15 protein-coding genes are annotated in these 18581 nt (G+C 54.7%); 12 read left to right on the top strand and 3 right to left on the bottom strand.

Features of this window, described 5'->3' with window-relative positions; genetic code table 11:
- Positions 1-140 precede the first annotated feature (140 nt).
- From ACSEMK_RS01495 to ACSEMK_RS01460, 8 genes are all read left to right on the top strand, one after another.
- On the top strand, positions 141-1076 hold the full coding sequence (locus ACSEMK_RS01495; protein ID WP_015367786.1) for a D-ribose ABC transporter substrate-binding protein: 936 nt from the start codon (positions 141-143) through the stop codon (positions 1074-1076).
- Positions 1077-1119: 43 nt separating this feature from the next.
- Positions 1120-1740 (top strand): DUF2291 family protein, encoded by a 621-nt coding sequence (locus tag ACSEMK_RS01490; RefSeq protein ID WP_213794458.1) that lies wholly within the window; start codon positions 1120-1122, stop codon positions 1738-1740.
- 1 nt (position 1741) lies between these two features.
- On the top strand, positions 1742-3286 hold the full coding sequence (locus ACSEMK_RS01485) for a sugar ABC transporter ATP-binding protein (RefSeq protein WP_430914401.1): 1545 nt from the start codon (positions 1742-1744) through the stop codon (positions 3284-3286).
- Positions 3287-3303: 17 nt separating this feature from the next.
- The gene (locus tag ACSEMK_RS01480) at positions 3304-4371 is read left to right on the top strand and encodes an ABC transporter permease (protein ID WP_015367789.1); all 1068 of its coding nucleotides are present in this window, start codon (positions 3304-3306) and stop codon (positions 4369-4371) included.
- 62 nt (positions 4372-4433) lie between these two features.
- Positions 4434-5231, top strand: coding sequence for an SDR family oxidoreductase (locus ACSEMK_RS01475; protein ID WP_087860280.1), 798 nt, complete (start codon positions 4434-4436; stop codon positions 5229-5231).
- An 88-nt stretch (positions 5232-5319) separates the two neighbouring features.
- Complete coding sequence (locus ACSEMK_RS01470) at positions 5320-6105, top strand: SDR family oxidoreductase (protein WP_430914402.1); 786 nt, start codon at positions 5320-5322, stop codon at positions 6103-6105.
- Between the two features lie 275 nt (positions 6106-6380).
- The gene (locus tag ACSEMK_RS01465; protein WP_430914403.1) at positions 6381-7361 is read left to right on the top strand and encodes a DUF1852 domain-containing protein; all 981 of its coding nucleotides are present in this window, start codon (positions 6381-6383) and stop codon (positions 7359-7361) included.
- A gap of 26 nt (positions 7362-7387) precedes the next feature.
- The gene (locus ACSEMK_RS01460; protein WP_087860282.1) at positions 7388-8419 is read left to right on the top strand and encodes a methionine synthase; all 1032 of its coding nucleotides are present in this window, start codon (positions 7388-7390) and stop codon (positions 8417-8419) included.
- Positions 8420-8498: 79 nt separating this feature from the next.
- On the opposite strand, the gene ACSEMK_RS01455 is transcribed toward ACSEMK_RS01460, so the two are convergent.
- The 3 genes from ACSEMK_RS01455 to betT all read right to left on the bottom strand — a co-directional run bounded on the left by ACSEMK_RS01455 (position 8499) and on the right by betT (position 13410).
- Complete coding sequence (locus ACSEMK_RS01455) at positions 8499-8864, bottom strand: hypothetical protein (protein ID WP_395226572.1); 366 nt, start codon at positions 8862-8864, stop codon at positions 8499-8501.
- Between the two features lie 8 nt (positions 8865-8872).
- Positions 8873-11164 (bottom strand): type VI secretion system Vgr family protein, encoded by a 2292-nt coding sequence (locus ACSEMK_RS01450; protein WP_430914404.1) that lies wholly within the window; start codon positions 11162-11164, stop codon positions 8873-8875.
- A gap of 212 nt (positions 11165-11376) precedes the next feature.
- Positions 11377-13410 (bottom strand): choline BCCT transporter BetT, encoded by a 2034-nt coding sequence (gene betT, locus ACSEMK_RS01445; protein ID WP_015704693.1) that lies wholly within the window; start codon positions 13408-13410, stop codon positions 11377-11379.
- A gap of 128 nt (positions 13411-13538) precedes the next feature.
- Here betT and betI point away from each other — a divergent pair, with 128 nt between their 5' ends.
- From betI to ACSEMK_RS01425, 4 genes are all read left to right on the top strand, one after another.
- Positions 13539-14132, top strand: a complete 594-nt coding sequence (betI, locus tag ACSEMK_RS01440) for a transcriptional regulator BetI (protein WP_430914405.1) — start codon at positions 13539-13541, stop codon at positions 14130-14132.
- An 11-nt stretch (positions 14133-14143) separates the two neighbouring features.
- A complete protein-coding gene (gene betB, locus ACSEMK_RS01435) occupies positions 14144-15616 on the top strand; it encodes a betaine-aldehyde dehydrogenase (protein WP_048230691.1) in 1473 nt (490 codons plus the stop codon).
- A 14-nt stretch (positions 15617-15630) separates the two neighbouring features.
- Positions 15631-17295 carry a choline dehydrogenase gene (gene betA / locus ACSEMK_RS01430; RefSeq protein ID WP_430914406.1) on the top strand — a complete coding sequence of 555 codons (1665 nt, stop codon included), beginning with the start codon at positions 15631-15633 and terminating at the stop codon, positions 17293-17295.
- Positions 17296-17454: 159 nt separating this feature from the next.
- Positions 17455-18570: a YbdK family carboxylate-amine ligase gene (locus ACSEMK_RS01425; RefSeq protein ID WP_430914407.1), complete on the top strand. Its 1116-nt coding sequence runs from the start codon at positions 17455-17457 to the stop codon at positions 18568-18570.
- Positions 18571-18581: the final 11 nt, after the last annotated feature.

The following is an 18581-nucleotide window of genomic DNA, read 5'->3' as shown; positions in this document are numbered from 1 at the left end:
CCTTATTAACCCACTACAGGAGAACCCCGGCCCATAACGATGTATCGCAACCCCCGAATTTATTCTGGGGAAATTTCAGACCGTAAACCCTGCCCGCTCAGGGATCATTTGTTCGAATATAAAAATACAGGAACAGAGTCATGAAATTACGTTTAACTCTTTTAACCGCTGCGACCCTGACCGCCTTTTCCTTTGCCGCGCATAGCGCCGAAAAAGGCACCATTATGATAATGGTTAACTCGCTGGATAACCCTTATTACGCCTCGGAAGCCAAAGGCGCCAGCGAAAAAGCGCAGGCCCTTGGCTATAAAACGACCGTGCTCTCGCATGGCGAAGATGTGAAAAAGCAAAATGAGCTGATTGATACCGCCATTGGTAAAAAGGTGCAGGGAATTATTCTCGATAACGCCGACTCCACCGCCAGCGTCGCCGCCATTGAAAAAGCCAAAAAAGCGGGTATTCCGGTGGTATTAATTAACCGTGAAATTCCGGTTGATGATGTCGCGCTGGAACAAATTACCCACAATAACTTCCAGGCGGGTTCAGAAGTCGCCAACGTATTTGTTGAGAAAATGGCGGAAAAAGGCAAATACGCCGAACTGACCTGCAACCTCGCCGATAATAACTGCGTCACCCGTTCTAAATCCTTCCACCAGGTGATTGACCAGTACCCGGATATGGTCAGCGTGGCAAAACAGGATGCCAAAGGCACCCTGATCGACGGCAAACGCATTATGGATAGCATTCTCCAGGCTCACCCGGATGTCAAAGGAGTGATCTGCGGCAACGGCCCGGTGGCTCTTGGCGCCATCGCGGCGCTAAAAGCGGCCAATCGTAACGATGTGATCGTCGTCGGTATCGACGGTAGCAACGACGAACGCGATGCGGTGAAGGCGGGCACACTGCAGGCGACCGTGATGCTCCAGGCGCAGGCCATCGCCGCCCAGGGCGTGACCGATCTGGATAACTACCTGCAAAAAGGAGAGAAGCCGGCGAAGCAGCGCGTGATGTTCCGCGGCATTCTGATTACCCAGGATAACGCAGATAAAGTTCAGGACTTCAACATCAAGTCCTGAGTTCGGGTGGTTGCGCCCCTGTGGGGGCGCAGAGGAGAGCATTATGTACAAGAAAACCTGTCTCGCGCTGGCCGTTCTGGCGCTGGGCGGCTGCCGCATCGTCTCGCAGCAGGAGCTGGCAGACCTGAAATCCCCGCCCAATCCGCATATGGCGAACATCGATAAAACCTGGCAGCAGAGCATCGTGCCGCAGGTGGTCGCCAACGCCCGCCCGGCGGCGGAGTTGATGAGCGCGCTGAAGGCGCAAAAAGATATCGATAGCGCCTGCAAAGCGCTGGGCTACCGCGCCCAGGACGAAAACCCGTGCATCTTTTACGTTAAGGTGGCGGGCGCCGTCAGCAAGCTGGATAGCGCCTCGCGCAGCGGCAAGATGACCCTCGCCGATGGCAGTATCGGTAATGTGATGGTGCAGATTGGCCCAACCCTGCGCGGCACCTTGCTGCGCGACGGTTACCGCGGCGCCAGCTACCAGGACTTTAACGACCAGGTGCTGTTTGGCGAATACAGCAAAAATATTAACAGTCAGGCGGTCAAGATGATTCAGGCGGCCAACCTGAAAACCGGCGACAACATAGAAGTGTATGGCGTCTTCTCGGCCTGGGATATTCCACAAACTATTCCAGAAATCACGCCGGCGAAAATCGTTCATCCGGGAGGTCAATAATATGACGCCGCAAGATATCGTCGCTCCCCAACCAGTCGAATCTGAAGTGATTATCGAAACCCGCAGCCTTTCGCGCATTTATCCCGGCGTGACCGCGCTGGATAACGTGAACTACCGGGTCTATCGAAATAAGGTTAACGTTCTGATCGGAGAAAATGGTGCGGGTAAATCCACCATGATGAAAATGCTTGCCGGCGTTGAAACGCCCTCCTCCGGTCAAATTATTCTCGATGGCGAGGTGGTGACTTTAAACTCTACCCATCAGGCAGAGAAAGTCGGCATCAGCATTATTTTCCAGGAACTGAATTTATTCCCCAATATGAATGTGATGGACAACATATTCATGGCTAATGAATTCTTTCAGAAAGGACGCATCAACGAAAAATATCAATATGCGTTAGCCAAATCGCTGCTGGAGCGGCTGGAGCTCGACGTCGATCCCTACACGCAACTGGGCGAACTGGGGATTGGCCATCAACAGCTGGTTGAAATCGCCCGTGCGCTATCGAAAGACACCCGCGTACTGATTATGGATGAACCCACCTCGGCGCTGAGCCAGTCCGAGGTCAAAGTGCTGTTTAAGGTCATCGAGCAGCTTAAGCGCCGCGGCGTCACCATTATCTATATTTCGCATCGCCTCGAAGAGCTGATGGAGATTGGCGACAATATCACCATTTTCCGCGACGGTCGCTTTATCAGCGAGCGCAACGTCAGCGACGCCAGCGTGCCGTGGATCATCGAACAGATGGTCGGCGATAAGAAAAAGCACTTTGATTATCAGCCCGCGCCAAAAGGCAACGCGGTGCTTGACGTCAAGGGGCTGACCGCGCTGCATCCGAGCGGCGGCTACAAACTCAATGATGTCACCTTCACCCTCAGCAAAGGCGAAGTGATCGGCATTTACGGCCTGCTTGGCGCCGGGCGCACCGAGCTGTTTAAAGGGCTGGTCGGCCTGATGCCCTGTCAGAGCGGCGAGGTACATCTTAACGGCGAAAACATCGGCAAATCGCGCTTTCAACACCGCCTGAAAAAGGGGCTGGCGCTGGTGCCGGAAGACCGTCAGGGCGAAGGCGTGGTACAGATGATGTCGATTCAATCCAATATGACGCTCTCTGATTTTAGTCTGCAGGGGTTTCGCCGCGCCTGGCGGTGGCTGAATCCGCAGAAAGAAGAGTCCTGCGTAAAAGAGATGATTCAGCAACTGGCGATCAAAGTGAGCGACGCCAATTTGCCCATCACCTCGTTGAGCGGCGGCAACCAACAAAAAGTGGTGTTGGGTAAGGCGCTGATGACCCAGCCGCAGGTGGTGTTCCTTGATGAACCGACGCGCGGTATCGACGTCGGCGCGAAAACCGACGTCTATCACCTGATCGGCAAAATGGCCCAGCAGGGGCTGGCGGTCATGTTCTCCTCTTCGGAGCTGGATGAAGTGATGGCGCTGGCCGACCGCATCCTGGTGATGGCCGATGGCCGCATTACCGCCGATTTACCGCGCCATGCGGTGACCCGCGAAAAGTTAATCGCGGCTTCAACACCTCAAGATTAATCAGGCTGGAATCCATCATGAACCAGAAATATATGATTTATATGTACCTGCTGAAGGCCAGAACCTTCATCGCCCTGCTGCTGGTGATCGCATTCTTCAGCGTGATGGTACCGAACTTCCTGACCGCCTCTAACCTGCTGATCATGACCCAGCACGTGGCGATTACCGGCCTGTTGGCCATCGGTATGACGCTTGTGATCCTCACCGGCGGCATTGACCTGTCCGTCGGCGCGGTGGCGGGTATCTGCGGGATGGTCGCGGGCGCGCTACTGACCAACGGGCTACCGCTATGGAACGGCGACATCATCTTCTTTAACGTCCCTGAAGTGATCCTTTGCGTCGCGGTCTTCGGCGTGCTGGTAGGGCTGGTTAACGGCGCGGTGATTACCCGCTTCGGCGTCGCGCCGTTTATCTGTACCTTAGGGATGATGTACGTCGCCCGCGGCTCCGCCCTGCTGTTTAACAACGGCAGCACCTACCCGAACCTCAACGGTATGGAGGCGCTGGGCAACACCGGTTTCGCCACGCTGGGCTCCGGTACCCTGCTTGGGGTTTATCTGCCGATCTGGTTGATGATCGGCTTCCTGGTACTGGGCTACTGGCTGACGACTAAAACGCCGCTTGGTCGCTACATCTACGCTATCGGCGGCAACGAATCCGCCGCTCGCCTCGCCGGCGTACCGATCGTCAAAGCCAAAATTTTCGTCTATGCCTTCTCTGGTCTGTGCGCCGCCTTCGTCGGCTTGATCGTCGCCTCTCAGCTACAAACCGCCCACCCGATGACCGGCAACATGTTTGAGATGGACGCCATCGGCGCCACCGTGCTCGGCGGAACCGCGCTGGCAGGAGGCCGCGGCCGGGTGACCGGCTCGATTATCGGCGCCTTCGTGATCGTCTTCCTCGCCGACGGCATGGTGATGATGGGCGTTAGCGACTTCTGGCAGATGGTCATTAAGGGCCTGGTAATCGTCACCGCCGTTGTCGTCGACCAGTTCCAGCAGAAGCTGCAGAACAAAGTCATCCTGATGCGCCGCCACGAAGAGAAGCTGGCCGCGATCCCGCCGAACGGCGCTACCTCCAGCTAATCGGCAACCATATTCACGCATTCCGCCGGGCCTGGCGCCCGGCTTATCGAAAGGGAAAAAATATGCAACGAGATTTCCATAATAAAACGGTGGTTATCACCGGCGCTTGCCGCGGCATCGGTGCTGGTATTGCGGAGCGTTTTGCCCGCGACGGCGCTAATCTGGTGATGGTCTCCAACGCCGAGCGCGTTCACGAAACCGCCGAAACGCTGCGTCAGCGTTATCAGGCGGATATTTTATCGCTGCAGGTCGATGTGACCGACGAAGCGCAGGTGCAGGCCCTGTATGAGCAGGCCGCCGCGCGCTTCGGCACCATTGACGTCTCCATTCAGAACGCCGGGGTGATCACCATTGATTACTACGATCGGATGCCAAAAGCCGATTTTGAAAAAGTGCTCGCGGTTAATACTACCGGCGTGTGGCTGTGCTGCCGCGAGGCCGCTAAATACATGGTGAAACAGAATCACGGCAGCCTGATTAACACCTCATCCGGCCAGGGGCGTCAGGGCTTTATCTACACGCCGCACTACGCCGCCAGCAAAATGGGCGTGATCGGTATTACCCAAAGCCTGGCGCACGAGCTGGCGCCGTGGAACATCACCGTCAACGCCTTCTGCCCCGGCATCATCGAAAGCGAAATGTGGGATTACAACGATCGCGTGTGGGGAGAAATTCTCAGCACCGAGCAGAAGCGCTACGGCAAGGGCGAACTGATGGCGGAATGGGTCGAAGGGATCCCGATGAAGCGTGCCGGTAAGCCGGAAGACGTGGCCGGGTTGGTGGCCTTCCTCGCCTCCGACGATGCACGTTACCTCACCGGGCAGACCATCAATATCGATGGCGGTTTGATTATGTCCTGAACGCGGTAGCCCGGATAAGGCGCTACGCGCCACCATCCGGGAAACCGGGCTCCCGACGTTCGACACTATTTTGAAGAGAGTAATCACTATGATCGGCAAAGACTTTGCACAACAGCTGTTTAACCTGCAGGAGCGCGTCGCTTTCGTGACCGGCGCCGGCAGCGGCATCGGCCAAACTATCGCCTGCGCGCTCGCCAGCGCCGGCGCGCGGGTGGTCTGTTTTGATCTTCGCGACGACGGCGGGCTGGCGGAAACGGTCAGCCATATTGAATCCATCGGCGGCCAGGCGTGTTCTTATACCGGCGATGTCCGCCAGCTTGCCGACCTGCGCGCCGGCGTTGCGCTGGCAAAAAGCCGCTTTGGCCGCCTCGATATCGCCGTCAACGCCGCCGGGATCGCCAACGCCAATCCGGCCCTGGAGATGGAAAGCGAGCAGTGGCAGCGGGTTATCGATATCAACCTCACCGGCGTATGGAACTCCTGCAAAGCAGAAGCGGAATTAATACAGGAGTCTGGCGGCGGGTCGATTATCAATATCGCCTCGATGTCGGGGATTATCGTGAATCGCGGCCTCGATCAGGCGCATTACAACTGTTCGAAAGCCGGCGTTATCCATCTGTCGAAAAGCCTGGCCATGGAGTGGGTTGATAAAGGGATCCGCGTCAACGCCATCAGCCCCGGCTATACCGCCACGCCGATGAATACCCGCCCGGAGATGGTGCATCAGACCCGCGAGTTTGAAAGCCAGACCCCGATGCAGCGCATGGCGAAGGTAGAAGAGATGGCCGGCCCGGCGCTGTTCCTCGCCAGCGACGCCGCCTCATTCTGCACCGGCGTGGATCTGGTGGTCGATGGCGGGTTTGTCTGCTGGTAAAACCGGTCTTGCCCCGGCTAACGATGCACAAGCCGGGGCGTTTTCTTCAGCCGTCTTGCACATCTATGCAGAGCACATGATGGATCATGAAGATGGCTCATGCAGTATTGAAATTAACTCTCTTTCACTCATTCAATGACTCTGGCAAAAATAGTCTTCAGCAACTGCAGACAATATGAATGCTACTGAATAATAAATCCAGATAAATCGCAAGGTCATTCTGGGAATGTGAAATACCTGCATTTTTATATCAGAACCCAGGGTGGAAAGAGACGATGACAGACTTTACCTTTACGATTAAACGTAGTCGTTTTGATGAACACTATAACCCGGCGAAAAATACGCGTATTACCACCAATTTTGCCAACCTGGCGCGGGGCGAAAACCGTCAGCAGAACCTGCGCAACACGCTGGCGATGATTGATAATCGCTTTAATAACCTGGTGCAGTGGGATAATCCGCACGGCGACCGTTACTCCGTCGAACTCGATATTATTTCGGTCGAGATGAATATTACCGATAACGGCCACAATGCGGCATTCCCGGTGATTGAGATTCTGCAAACCAATATTATTGATAAAGCCACCAACGCGCGAATCGAAGGTATTGTTGGGAATAACTTTTCCTCTTATGTGCGCGATTATGATTTTAGCGTATTACTGCCGGAATATAATAAAGATAAAGCCACATTCAGCGTGCCGGAAAATTATGGCGTTCTGCATGGCAATATTTTCAAACATTTCATACGCTCTGCCGAATACCATGAATGTTTTAAAAAGTCGCCGGTCATCTGCCTGAGCGTATCCAATAAGCATACCTACCGCCGGACCGGCAATCAGCACCCTATTCTCGGCGTCGAGTACCAGCAGGATGGCGTGGCGCTGACCGAGGCCTATTTCAATAAGATGGGCCTGCAGGTGCGTTACTTTATGCCGACCAATAGCGTAGCGCCGCTGGCCTTCTTCTGCGCGGGCGATCTGCTCAGCGATTACAGCAACCTTGAGCTTGCCAGCACTATTAGCACGATGGAGACCTTCCAGAAGATTTATCGCCCGGAAATTTATAACGCTAACTCCGCGGCCGGGCAGTGCTATCAGCCGAACCTGAATAATCAGGATCATTCGTTGACCCGGATTGTTTATGACCGCGAAGAGCGCAGCCGCCTGGCGATTGAACAGGGCAAATTTACCGAACAACAGTTTATTAAGCCGTACCAGCATATTCTTGAGCAATGGTCAGCTCATTACGCTCTCTAAATCATAAAAAAATAAAGGTCACCTGTATGAAAACATTGCTCCCGACATCCACCGCAGGCAGTTTACCGAAACCGACCTGGCTGGCGCAGCCCGAGACGCTGTGGTCACCGTGGAAATTACAGAATGAAGAGTTAGTACTAGGCAAACGCGATGCGCTGCGTTTATCCCTGGACGATCAGCTGCGCGCAGGCATTGATATCGTTAGTGATGGCGAGCAGACGCGTCAGCACTTTGTCACCACCTTTATTGAACATCTCAGCGGCGTCGATTTTGAGAAACGGCAAACGGTGAGAATTCGCAACCGCTATGACGCCAGCGTGCCGACCGTAGTCAGCGCCGTCGAACGCCAGCAGCCGGTGTTTGTGGAAGATGCAAAATACCTGCGTCAACTCACCAATAAACCGATTAAATGGGCCCTGCCTGGGCCAATGACGATGATCGATACCCTGTATGACAACCACTATAAAAGCCGTGAAAAACTGGCGTGGGAATTTGCCAAAATTCTCAACCAGGAAGCCCGGGAATTAGAGGCCGCCGGGGTAGATATTATTCAGTTTGATGAACCCGCATTTAACGTCTTCTTTGATGAAGTCAATGAATGGGGAATCGCCGCGCTGGAAAGAGCCGTTGAAGGTCTGAAATGCGAAACCGCCGTGCATATCTGCTATGGCTACGGTATTAAGGCCAATACCGACTGGAAAAAAACGCTCGGCTCCGAATGGCGCCAGTATGAAGAGGCGTTCCCGAAACTCCAAACCTCCTCTATCGATATTATTTCGTTGGAGTGTCATAACTCGCGCGTACCGATGGACCTGCTGGAGCTCATCCGCGGCAAGAAAGTGATGGTCGGAGCAATCGATGTGGCGACCAACGCCATTGAGACGCCAGAGGAGGTGGCCAGCACGCTACGCAAAGCCCTGCAGTTCGTCGACGCCGACAAGCTCTATCCATCAACCAACTGCGGCATGGCGCCGTTATCGCGTCAGGTCGCCAGCGGTAAGCTTCATGCGCTAAGCGCCGGGGCGGAAATCATTCGCCGGGAGCTGGCGGCGAAATAATCATCGGCAGTGTATTATCTATAATACTACAACAGAAACCGGGTCTACCTGGTTTCTGATTTTTTTCCCCCAAAGATGATCATCTATGCCTTAACTCATGATGATAATAATCTAACTTACTGAATTTCGGATTAGCTCGATAATAGATCACAGGCACCTCTTTTCCCACGTAAACCTTATCGAGATCCACCGTATTAATAGTCATAAACTGATTGGCCTTGCTATAAATTTTACCTTTAGCACTAAAGCTATACGTTAATACAATACTCACCTCACCACGATCGTTTGGCGTTTTAGGGTAGTAAGTCACGATACTGGCGCGGGTCGCTACAGGATCCCTTTTGATCATCCAGTAGAGGAAAAAACCTCTGGAAAAACAGAAGACAACCGCGGCCATCATCGCATAGAAGGGCCCACGAATAATAATCCCTGAATATTTTTCCATTATATTTCTCATGTAATGATTGTTAATAGTGCGGTCTGCAAAGACAATAAATTATACTCCAGCCTATTACCGTTGATCTCAAAATGCGCCCCGCCGCCGCGAAATTTAAATACCACAGGAATAGTCTCGTATTTTAATCCTTTGACGCTAATTTCTGTTAGGGCCAGCGCGGTATCATTAAGTTTGACCGACATCGCCACCGCTTTATATTCAAAATAATCCGGGCACTGGAGGTCAATTTTCTTTTCTCCTCGCAATATCATGGTATCAGGAGTCGATATCTCGATATCACCTGTAGTCACTTTTTGGGCCCAACCTCCTGCTACGGTTGTTGTTAATCCGCCGATGATGGTATTTTTACGCCCGCCGCTACGGACGATTAATTCATCGCCGTTGTGGATTTCAACATGCCGTCCTCCCGCGGAAACCTTCAGCCACATGCTGCCATCTTCCAGGGTCAGGTACCGATCGCCGGCGTTTATTGTCGTGCAAACCGTACCATTAATGATTGTCGTCACGTCACCGTTAATCTGTGAAAAATCGCCGCCATCGGTGATGGCCAGTTTTCTCCCCTTCGCGATTGTCTTGGTTTCACCCTGGTTAAAAATGGACTCTTCTGCTTTTTCAACCCGGGTGGTACGCCTGGCCTGATAAGTAAAAGCGGCGTCATCCATCACTTCATGGGTCTGCGTTTTGCCTATTTTTGTGAGATAGTGGCCATCAATAGCCGCAGTTTTATCGTTCTCTACTGAAATATTCATATCTCTTTCAGCGTGTAAATCAACCGATTCGCTGCCCGCCCGATCTTCGAAGAAAAGATAGCTCGCATTATCTTTATGCCCATCTTTGCTACGGGTCATAAAACCCATCCGCGTGGCCTCGTTCGGAAGCGCCCACGGCGGTAAACTAGATTCGTTATAAACGCGCCCGATAATTATTGGGCGGTCGGGATCGCCGTTAATAAAGTCAACGATCACTTCATCATTGACCCGCGGGATCTGTATCCCGCCAAACCCCTGTCCTGCCCAGACACTCGATACGCGCACCCAACAGGAACTGCTATCGTCGTTCTTTCCTTCACGATCCCAGTGGAATTTAACTTTGACGCGTCCATATTTATCGGTCCAGATACTCTCTGCACGCGGGCCAACCACTTTTGCTGTCTGCGGACCATAGGTACGCGGCCAGGGTGTCGCCTGTGGCGGACGGAAGACGGTAGACGACGGGATCACGACAAAATCAATGCGCTGAATGGCCTGATTATCAACCCCGCTGGCGTAACGGTTTTCCTCGAATTCATAATGCGCCTGGATGGTAAGATATTCGCCATTGTCGCCAAAAAACGGCGCGTTGCTTAATTGAAATCGCGCGCCAGGCGCAATGCCCGGCGCCGTCGAGGTAGCGTTAATTTTATGCTGTTCCACCTGCCAGCGCTGTTGACGAAGACGAGCGTAGTTTGCTCCCTGTTCATGCTCCACAAAGCGGCCTGGCCAGTCATAAACATCAATTTTTCCCGGCCGTGGGGAGAGCGGATTTTGTCGCGCCTGCAGCAACCAGGCATTCGGTTTACGAAAATCATAATCATCAAGGCTATATAGCCCCGGTGTGACGTTATCCTGCATCGCCCAGCGTGAGATGCCCTCGGTCGGCGTACTTCCACGCAATGATGTGTATTGGTAGGGAATGTCTTCATAACCAGTAATCGAATGATAACTTTCAGCGGCATCAACCAGAACCAGCGTATGTTTATTGCGATCGTGGCGAAAATAATAAGCAATACCTTCGTGCTCCATTAAGCGGCTGATAAAATCAAAACTACTTTCCTGATATTGAACACAGTAATCCCAGACACGATATTGTTCCAGCAGCGCATCTTCAACATTTACCTGGTATTCAGCCAATAGCATGACCACAATCTGCGGAACTGTTTTTTCCTGAAAGATACGCGAATTACGATCGCGCTGCATCGGCCATAAATCCGATTCAAGCGTCAGAGAATAAGCCGCATATCGGTTTCCTGATAACTCTATCGCGCCCACGCCAATCCCGGTGACTTTGCCATTAAAATATCGCGGCTCGAACGCGTTTTTTACAGGAACGGCAACCGTAACTGATTCGCCCAGCAAGGCGCTACGGTCGATACGCGCTTCCGCCGCCAGTAACACGGCTTCAAAAGAAAATGGCGTGGAGATTGCCTCATCTCCGGATAATTTCCAGAATGAAAACCCCTCAAGCGGCACCTCAACAGATATACGGCTAAATATCGTTGTCGCCCCAGGAAATAATCCTACAGGACTCATTATTTCATTCCATTATTTGCAAATAACGATATTTAAGCGTAGATATCCACCCATGACTATATGACAACCAGTAATAACACAAAGATAAAAATTTAATTAAGCACAAATAGTACATTAAATGGCTATTTAATAATTAAAGCTGTAAATTGACAATGTATTAGATTGCAAAAAAGGGCGTCATTTATTACATGACGCCCTGGTAAAAGAAAGTTTTACATTCCAGGGAAGGTAACACTATTCCCCGGCGCTTCCCTGTGTAGATGAATAAAGTTCAGGTGTCGCTCGTACTGGTCGAGAATATCGGTGATCACCTGCTCTTTGCTGTAATCCATCAGGTCGTTACCCTGGCTTCCTTCCAGCAGGAAAGTCTCAAGACGGTAGTAGGTCGATTTGCCGCTGCGCGCCCGATAGGTAAAACCGGGAATCGAGTACTGCTGCGGCCAAATCTGGTAGACGAAGTTTTGTTCGTCGCCCATATGCACCAGCAGATCGAGGTGACCAAGGTTATCGCCCTCTTCCGGCGGCAGGCTTTTCAGCTCAACGTAAGCGCCGCGCAGCTTCAGCTCCTGCGCCACCTCTTCCATCGCCGGGAAGCATACCGTCTCCATCATCTGGCGGGTATAGCGCGTGCCGGGATAGTTCATTAAGCGTGACAAGCGCTTTTTCCAGCTCAGACGATCCTGTACGCCAAGCGGGCGCGGCGCAGTGTCGCGATTGGCGCTTTCGCGGCGATAATCTTCTACCTTCAATGACTTATATAATCCCGCCATCACGAAGAAAATCACAAAGCTGAACGGTAGCCCCATGATCACCGTCGCGTTCTGTAGCGCGGAGATGCCGTTAGTCATCAACATACCGAGGGTCAACAGGCCAATCACCACCGACCAGAAAATGCGCAGCCAGTTCGGCGCATCGCTATTAATATCCTTCAGCTTCGAAGTGAAGTTGCCGAGCACCAGCGCGCCGGAGTCCGCTGAGGTGACGTAAAACAGCAGGCCGGTAATGGTGGCGACCGAGGCGCTAAAGGTAAACGCCGGGTACTGCGCCAGCAGGTTATAGAAACCGCGCTCCGGGTGAGCGATGGCCTCGGCGGCAAAATCTGCATTGCCGTGAATAATTTCATACAGCGCGCTATTGCCGAATACCGACAGCCACAGCAGGGTGAAAGTGAACGGAATAATTAAGGTACCGACCACAAACTGCCGAATGGTGCGCCCACGCGAAATACGCGCCAGGAACAGACCGACGAACGGTGACCACGCCACCCACCAGGCCCAGAAGAATAACGTCCAGTTATTCATCCATTCAACCGGGCGGTCGAAGGCGAAGCTGTTTAGCGTCATTCCCATAAAGCGATTGACGTAATCCCCGACGTTCAACACCAGCGCATTGAGCAGGAACTCGGTATCGCCCATAAACAGAATGAATAAGATCAGCCCCAGCGCCAGTACCACGTTGAGCTCGGAAAGGATGCGAATGCCCTTATCCACGCCGGAGGTCACCGAAATGGTGGCGATAATCACCGACAGTACAATCAGCGCCGCCTTTGCGCCCAATGAATCAGGAATATGGAACAGCACGCTCAGGCCGTAATTGAGCTGCACCACGCCGATACCGAGGGTAGTGGCGATGCCGAAAATCGTACCGATCACCGCGGCGATATCGACGCTGTGGCCGATAGGGCCATTAATTTTTTTACCGAAGATTGGATAGAGCGCGGAGCGGATGGTGAGCGGCAAATTATAACGATAGCTAAAGTATCCCAGCGCCATTCCCATCAGGGCGTACATCGACCAGCCGGTGAGGCCGTAGTGGAATAGCGTCCACACCATCGCCTGCCGCGCCGCCTCCATGGTCTGTCCCGCCCCTTCCGGCGGCTGCATATACTGCGTGACCGGTTCGGCGACCGAGAAAAACATCAGGTCGATGCCGATACCGGCGGCAAACAGCATCGCCGCCCAGCTCAGCACGCTGAACTCCGGCTTCGAGTGTTCCGGCCCCAGCTTCACCGAACCGAATCGCGAACAGGCAATACAGACGACGAACACGATATACAGCGTGGCGGCGAGTAAATAATACCAGCCGAAGGTTTTAGAAACCCAGTTCAGGGTACGGCCAATCCAGGCCGCGGAAAAATCGCTGAAGAAGATAGTCATCAGGGAAAACAACAAAATCAGTCCTGCGGAAGTGTAAAAAACCACCGGATTGATTTTGTCCTTTTCTCTGCTCGGCGAAAGGTCTGTCATCCATTCTCCTTACATTTATTGCAACTATTAAAAAGCAAATCGGCAACAATTAAGACACATTTTATATTGAACGTCCAATCAAAAACCGCTTTAATAGATAAACAAATCTGATGAATGGAGTCCGGGAAATGCCAAAACTGGGGATGCAATCGATACGTCAGCGGCAGCTGATCGACGCCACGCTGGCGGCGATTAATGAGGTCGGCATGCATGACGCCACCATCGCGCAGATCGCCCGCCGGGCGGGCGTATCGACGGGCATCATCAGCCACTATTTCAAGGATAAAAACGGACTGCTGGAAGCGACGATGCGCGACATCACCGGCCAGCTACGCCATGCGGTGTTACAGCGGCTGCGGGCGCTACCCGGCGCCAGCGCTGAACGGCGTCTGCGGGCCATCGTCGCCGGCAATTTCGATGACAGCCAGATAAGCAGCGCGGCGATGAAGGCGTGGCTCGCCTTCTGGGCCAGCAGTATGCATCAGCCGATGCTCTATCGCCTGCAGCAGGTCAGCAGTAAGCGTTTGTTATCGAATATCGTGTATGAGTTTCAGCGTCAGCTACCCCGCGAGCAGGCGCAGGAAGCAGGTTACGGTCTGGCGGCGCTGATCGACGGCCTGTGGCTGCGGGCGGCGTTAAGCGGTAAACCGCTCGACAAAACGCGTGCCGAAACCCTCGCCGACCATTTCATCAGTCAGTATCTGCCACCGACTTCGCAATAATGGAGGAAACCATGTCCCGAATGGCCGAACAGCAGCTTTATATTCACGGCAAGTTTGTCGCCGCCACCAGCGGTAAAACTTTCGAGACCATCAACCCTGCCACTGGGGAAGTGCTGGCAACCGTCCAGGCCGCCGGGCGTGAAGACGTCGACCGCGCGGTAAAAAGCGCCCAACAGGGGCAAAAAGTGTGGGCGGCGATGAGCGCGATGGCGCGCTCGCGGATCCTGCGTAAAGCGGTTGATATCCTGCGCGAACGTAACGATGAGCTGGCGCGTCTGGAGACGCTTGATACCGGCAAACCGCTGAGCGAAACCGCCGCCGTTGATATCGTGACCGGCGCCGATGTGCTGGAGTACTACGCCGGATTAATCCCGGCGCTGGAAGGCAGCCAGATCCCGCTGCGCGACAGTTCATTTGTTTACACCCGCCGCGAGCCGCTTGGCGTGGTCGCCGGTATTGGCGCCTGGAACTACCCGATCCAGATAGCCCTGTGGAAATCGGCCCCGGCGCTGGCCGCCGGTAACGCGATGATCTTTAAACCGAGCGAAGTTACTCCGCTCACCGCGCTGAAGCTGGCGGAAATCTACCGCGAAGCGGGTCTGCCGGAAGGGGTCTTCAACGTCCTGCCGGGGATCGGCGCCGAAACCGGCCAGTACCTGACCGAGCATCCGGATATCGCCAAAATCTCCTTCACCGGCGGCGTCGCCAGCGGCAAAAAAGTCATGGCCAACTCCGCCGCCTCTTCTTTAAAAGAGGTGACCATGGAGCTGGGCGGTAAATCACCGCTGATTATCGCGGAAGATGCCAACCTCGACCTCGCCGCCGATATCGCCATGATGGCCAATTTCTACAGCTCCGGTCAGGTCTGCACCAACGGCACCCGCGTGTTTGTGCCCGCGAAGTTTAAAGCCGAATTTGAACACAAGATCCTGCAGCGCGTGGGCCGTATCCGCGCCGGCGACCTGTTTGCCGACGATACCAACTTCGGCCCGCTGGTCAGCTTCCCGCATCGGCAGAATGTACTGCGCTATATCGAGAGCGGCAAAAGCGAAGGCGCTCGCCTGCTGTGCGGCGGCGATGTGCTGAAAGGCGAAGGCTTCGATAATGGCGCATGGGTCGCCCCGACGGTCTTCACCGACTGCACCGATGACATGACTATCGTACGCGAAGAGATCTTCGGACCGGTGATGTCGATTCTCAGCTATGACGACGAAGCGGAAGTGATTCGCCGCGCCAACGCCACCGAGTACGGCCTTGCTGCTGGCGTCGTCACGCCGGATCTGAACCGCGCTCACCGCATCATCCACCAGCTGGAAGCCGGTATTTGCTGGATCAACAGTTGGGGAGAATCGCCGGCGGAAATGCCGGTCGGCGGCTATAAGCACTCCGGCATTGGCCGAGAAAACGGCGTGATGACGCTACAGAGCTATACCCAAGTGAAATCCATCCAGGTTGAGATGGGTCAGTTTCAATCCATATTTTAACCAGGAGGTCATTTTTGCAGTTTGACTACATCATTATTGGCGCCGGCTCCGCTGGCAACGTCCTCGCGACGCGTTTAACGGAAGATCCCAACACCACCGTCCTGCTGCTGGAAGCGGGCGGTCCGGATTACCGCTTTGATTTCCGCACCCAGATGCCTGCCGCGCTGGCTTTCCCGCTGCAGGGCAAACGCTACAACTGGGCCTATGAGACCGAACCGGAACCCTATATGAACAACCGCCGCATGGAGTGCGGACGCGGTAAAGGGCTCGGTGGATCCTCGCTGATTAACGGCATGTGTTACATCCGCGGCAACGCCATGGATCTTGATAACTGGGCCGCCGCGCCGGGGCTGGAACACTGGAGCTACCTCGACTGCCTGCCCTATTACCGGAAAGCGGAAACCCGCGACATCGGCCCTAACGACTATCACGGCGGCGACGGCCCGGTGAGCGTCGCTACGCCGAAACAGAATAATAATCCACTGTTCCATGCGATGGTGGAAGCCGGCGTGCAGGCGGGCTATCCGCGTACTGACGATCTCAACGGTTATCAGCAGGAAGGGTTTGGCCCGATGGATCGCACCGTGACGCCGCAGGGACGCCGCGCCAGCACCGCCCGCGGCTATCTCGATCAGGCCCGCAGCCGCGCGAACCTGACCATCCGCACCCACGCCATGACCGATCACATTATTTTTGACGGCAAACGCGCCGTCGGCGTCGAGTGGCTGGAAGGCGACAGCAGCGCGCCGTCGAAAGCAATGGCCAATAAAGAAGTGCTGCTGTGCGCCGGCGCCATCGCCTCGCCGCAAATTCTGCAGCGTTCCGGAGTCGGTAACCCAGAACTCCTGCGCCAGTTTGATATTCCGCTGGTCCACGCCCTGCCCGGCGTCGGTGAAAATCTGCAGGACCATCTTGAGATGTATCTGCAGTACGAGTGCAAAGAGCCGGTGTCGCTGTATCCGGCGCTACAGTGGTGGAATCAGCCGAAAATCGGCGCGGAATGGCTGTTCGGCGGCACCGGGATCGGCGCCAGCAACCAGTTTGAAGCGGGCGGATTTATCCGCAGCCGCGAGGAATTCGCCTGGCCGAATATTCAGTACCACTTCCTGCCGGTGGCGATTAACTACAATGGATCCAATGCGGTTAAAGAGCATGGTTTCCAGTGCCACGTTGGCTCGATGCGTTCACCAAGCCGCGGTCACGTGCGTCTGAAATCGCGCGACCCGCATGCCCATCCGGCAATCCTGTTTAACTATATGTCGAGCGAACAGGACTGGCAGGAGTTCCGCGACGCCATCCGTATTACCCGCGAAATCATGAACCAGCCGGCGCTGGATAAGTATCGCGGACGCGAAATTAGCCCTGGCGTTGAGTGCCAAAGCGATGCGGAGTTAGATGAGTTTGTGCGTAATCACGCCGAGACCGCGTTCCACCCGTGCGGCACCTGTAAGATGGGGTACGACGACATGGCGGTGGTCGACGGCGAAGGCCGCGTCCACGGCATAGAAGGATTACGTGTGGTCGACGCATCGATTATGCCGCAGATTATTACCGGCAACCTGAACGCCACCACAATCATGATTGGCGAGAAGATGGCCGATGCCATTCGCGGGCGTCAGTCGTTACCGCGCAGCACCGCAGCGTACTATGTCGCCGGCGACGCGCCGGTTCGCCGCTAAACGAGCAGGACCCCGGATTGCGCTGCGCTCATCCGGGCTACCAAATCGCACAACGTTGCAGCCCCGGTAAGCGACAGCGCTACCGGGGTTTTCTCATCCTGCCCGCACTCTCTGTGCTTCACCTATACTTGCAGTTTAAGCGGGGACAGGAGAACGACGATGACGCTACCCGATTTTCACGTCTCAGCGCCTTTTACGCTTGGTATTGAGCTGGAGTTACAGGTCGTCAACCCGCCGGGATACGACCTCAGCCAGGATGCCTCCACGCTGATTGCCGATGTGCAGGATGAACTGACGGCGGGAGAGGCCAAACACGACATCACCGAAAGCATGCTGGAGATAGCGACCGGCATCTGTCGCGATATCAGCCACGCCACCACACAGCTCGGCGCCATCCATCAGGCGGTACAGCGCGCCGCACTCCGTCACCACCTGCAAATCTGCGGCGGCGGTTCGCACCCTTTCCACGCCTGGCAGCGTCAACAAATCAGCGATAACCCGCGCTATGTGAAAACCGTCGAGCACTTCGGCTATCTGGCAAAGCAGGCGACGGTGTTTGGCCAGCACGTCCACGTCGGCTGTCAGAACGGCGATGACGCCATCTATTTACTACACGGGCTGTCTCGCTTTGTACCGCACTTTATCGCCCTCAACGCCGCCTCGCCGTGGTTCGACAGCACCGACAGCCGCTTCGCCTGCTCGCGCCTGAACCGTTTCTCTTCCTATCCCGATAACGGGCCGATGCCGTGGGTAGAGAACTGGCAGGCCTTTCAACGTTTATTTCGCCGCCTGAGCTACACCAGCATGATCGACAGCATGAAGGATCTACACTGGGATATTCGCCCGAGTCCGGTTTTCGGTACCGTCGAAGTGCGGGTGATGGATACGCCGCTGACGATAGGCCAGGCGGTGAATATCGCCGGATTTATCCAGACGCTGGCCTGTTGGCTGTTAAGCGAACGACCGTTTAAACATCAGCCGGAGGATTACCTCCTCTACCCTTTCAACCGCTATCAGGCCTGTCGCTACGGCCTCGAAGGGGTGATAACCGATGTCTGGTCCGGCGAACAACAGAGCATCCGCGCGAACATTCTTCAGTTAGCCGACCTATTGGCGCCCTTTGCCCATAAGGTGCACGCCAGCGCGGCGCTGGAATCGGTTGTGCGCCAGGCCAGGTCCGCCATCAGCGAAGCGCAGCAGATGCGCGAATTCATCGCCAACGGCGGTTCGCTGATCGGTCTGGTACAAAAGCACTGCGAGATTTGGGCGGCATAAGGAAGCGAAAC

The organism is Klebsiella sp. K-3 (genome assembly GCF_051207495.1).
GTDB lineage: Bacteria > Pseudomonadota > Gammaproteobacteria > Enterobacterales > Enterobacteriaceae > Klebsiella > Klebsiella aerogenes.
This window is presented reverse-complemented; position numbering and strand designations above follow the sequence as displayed.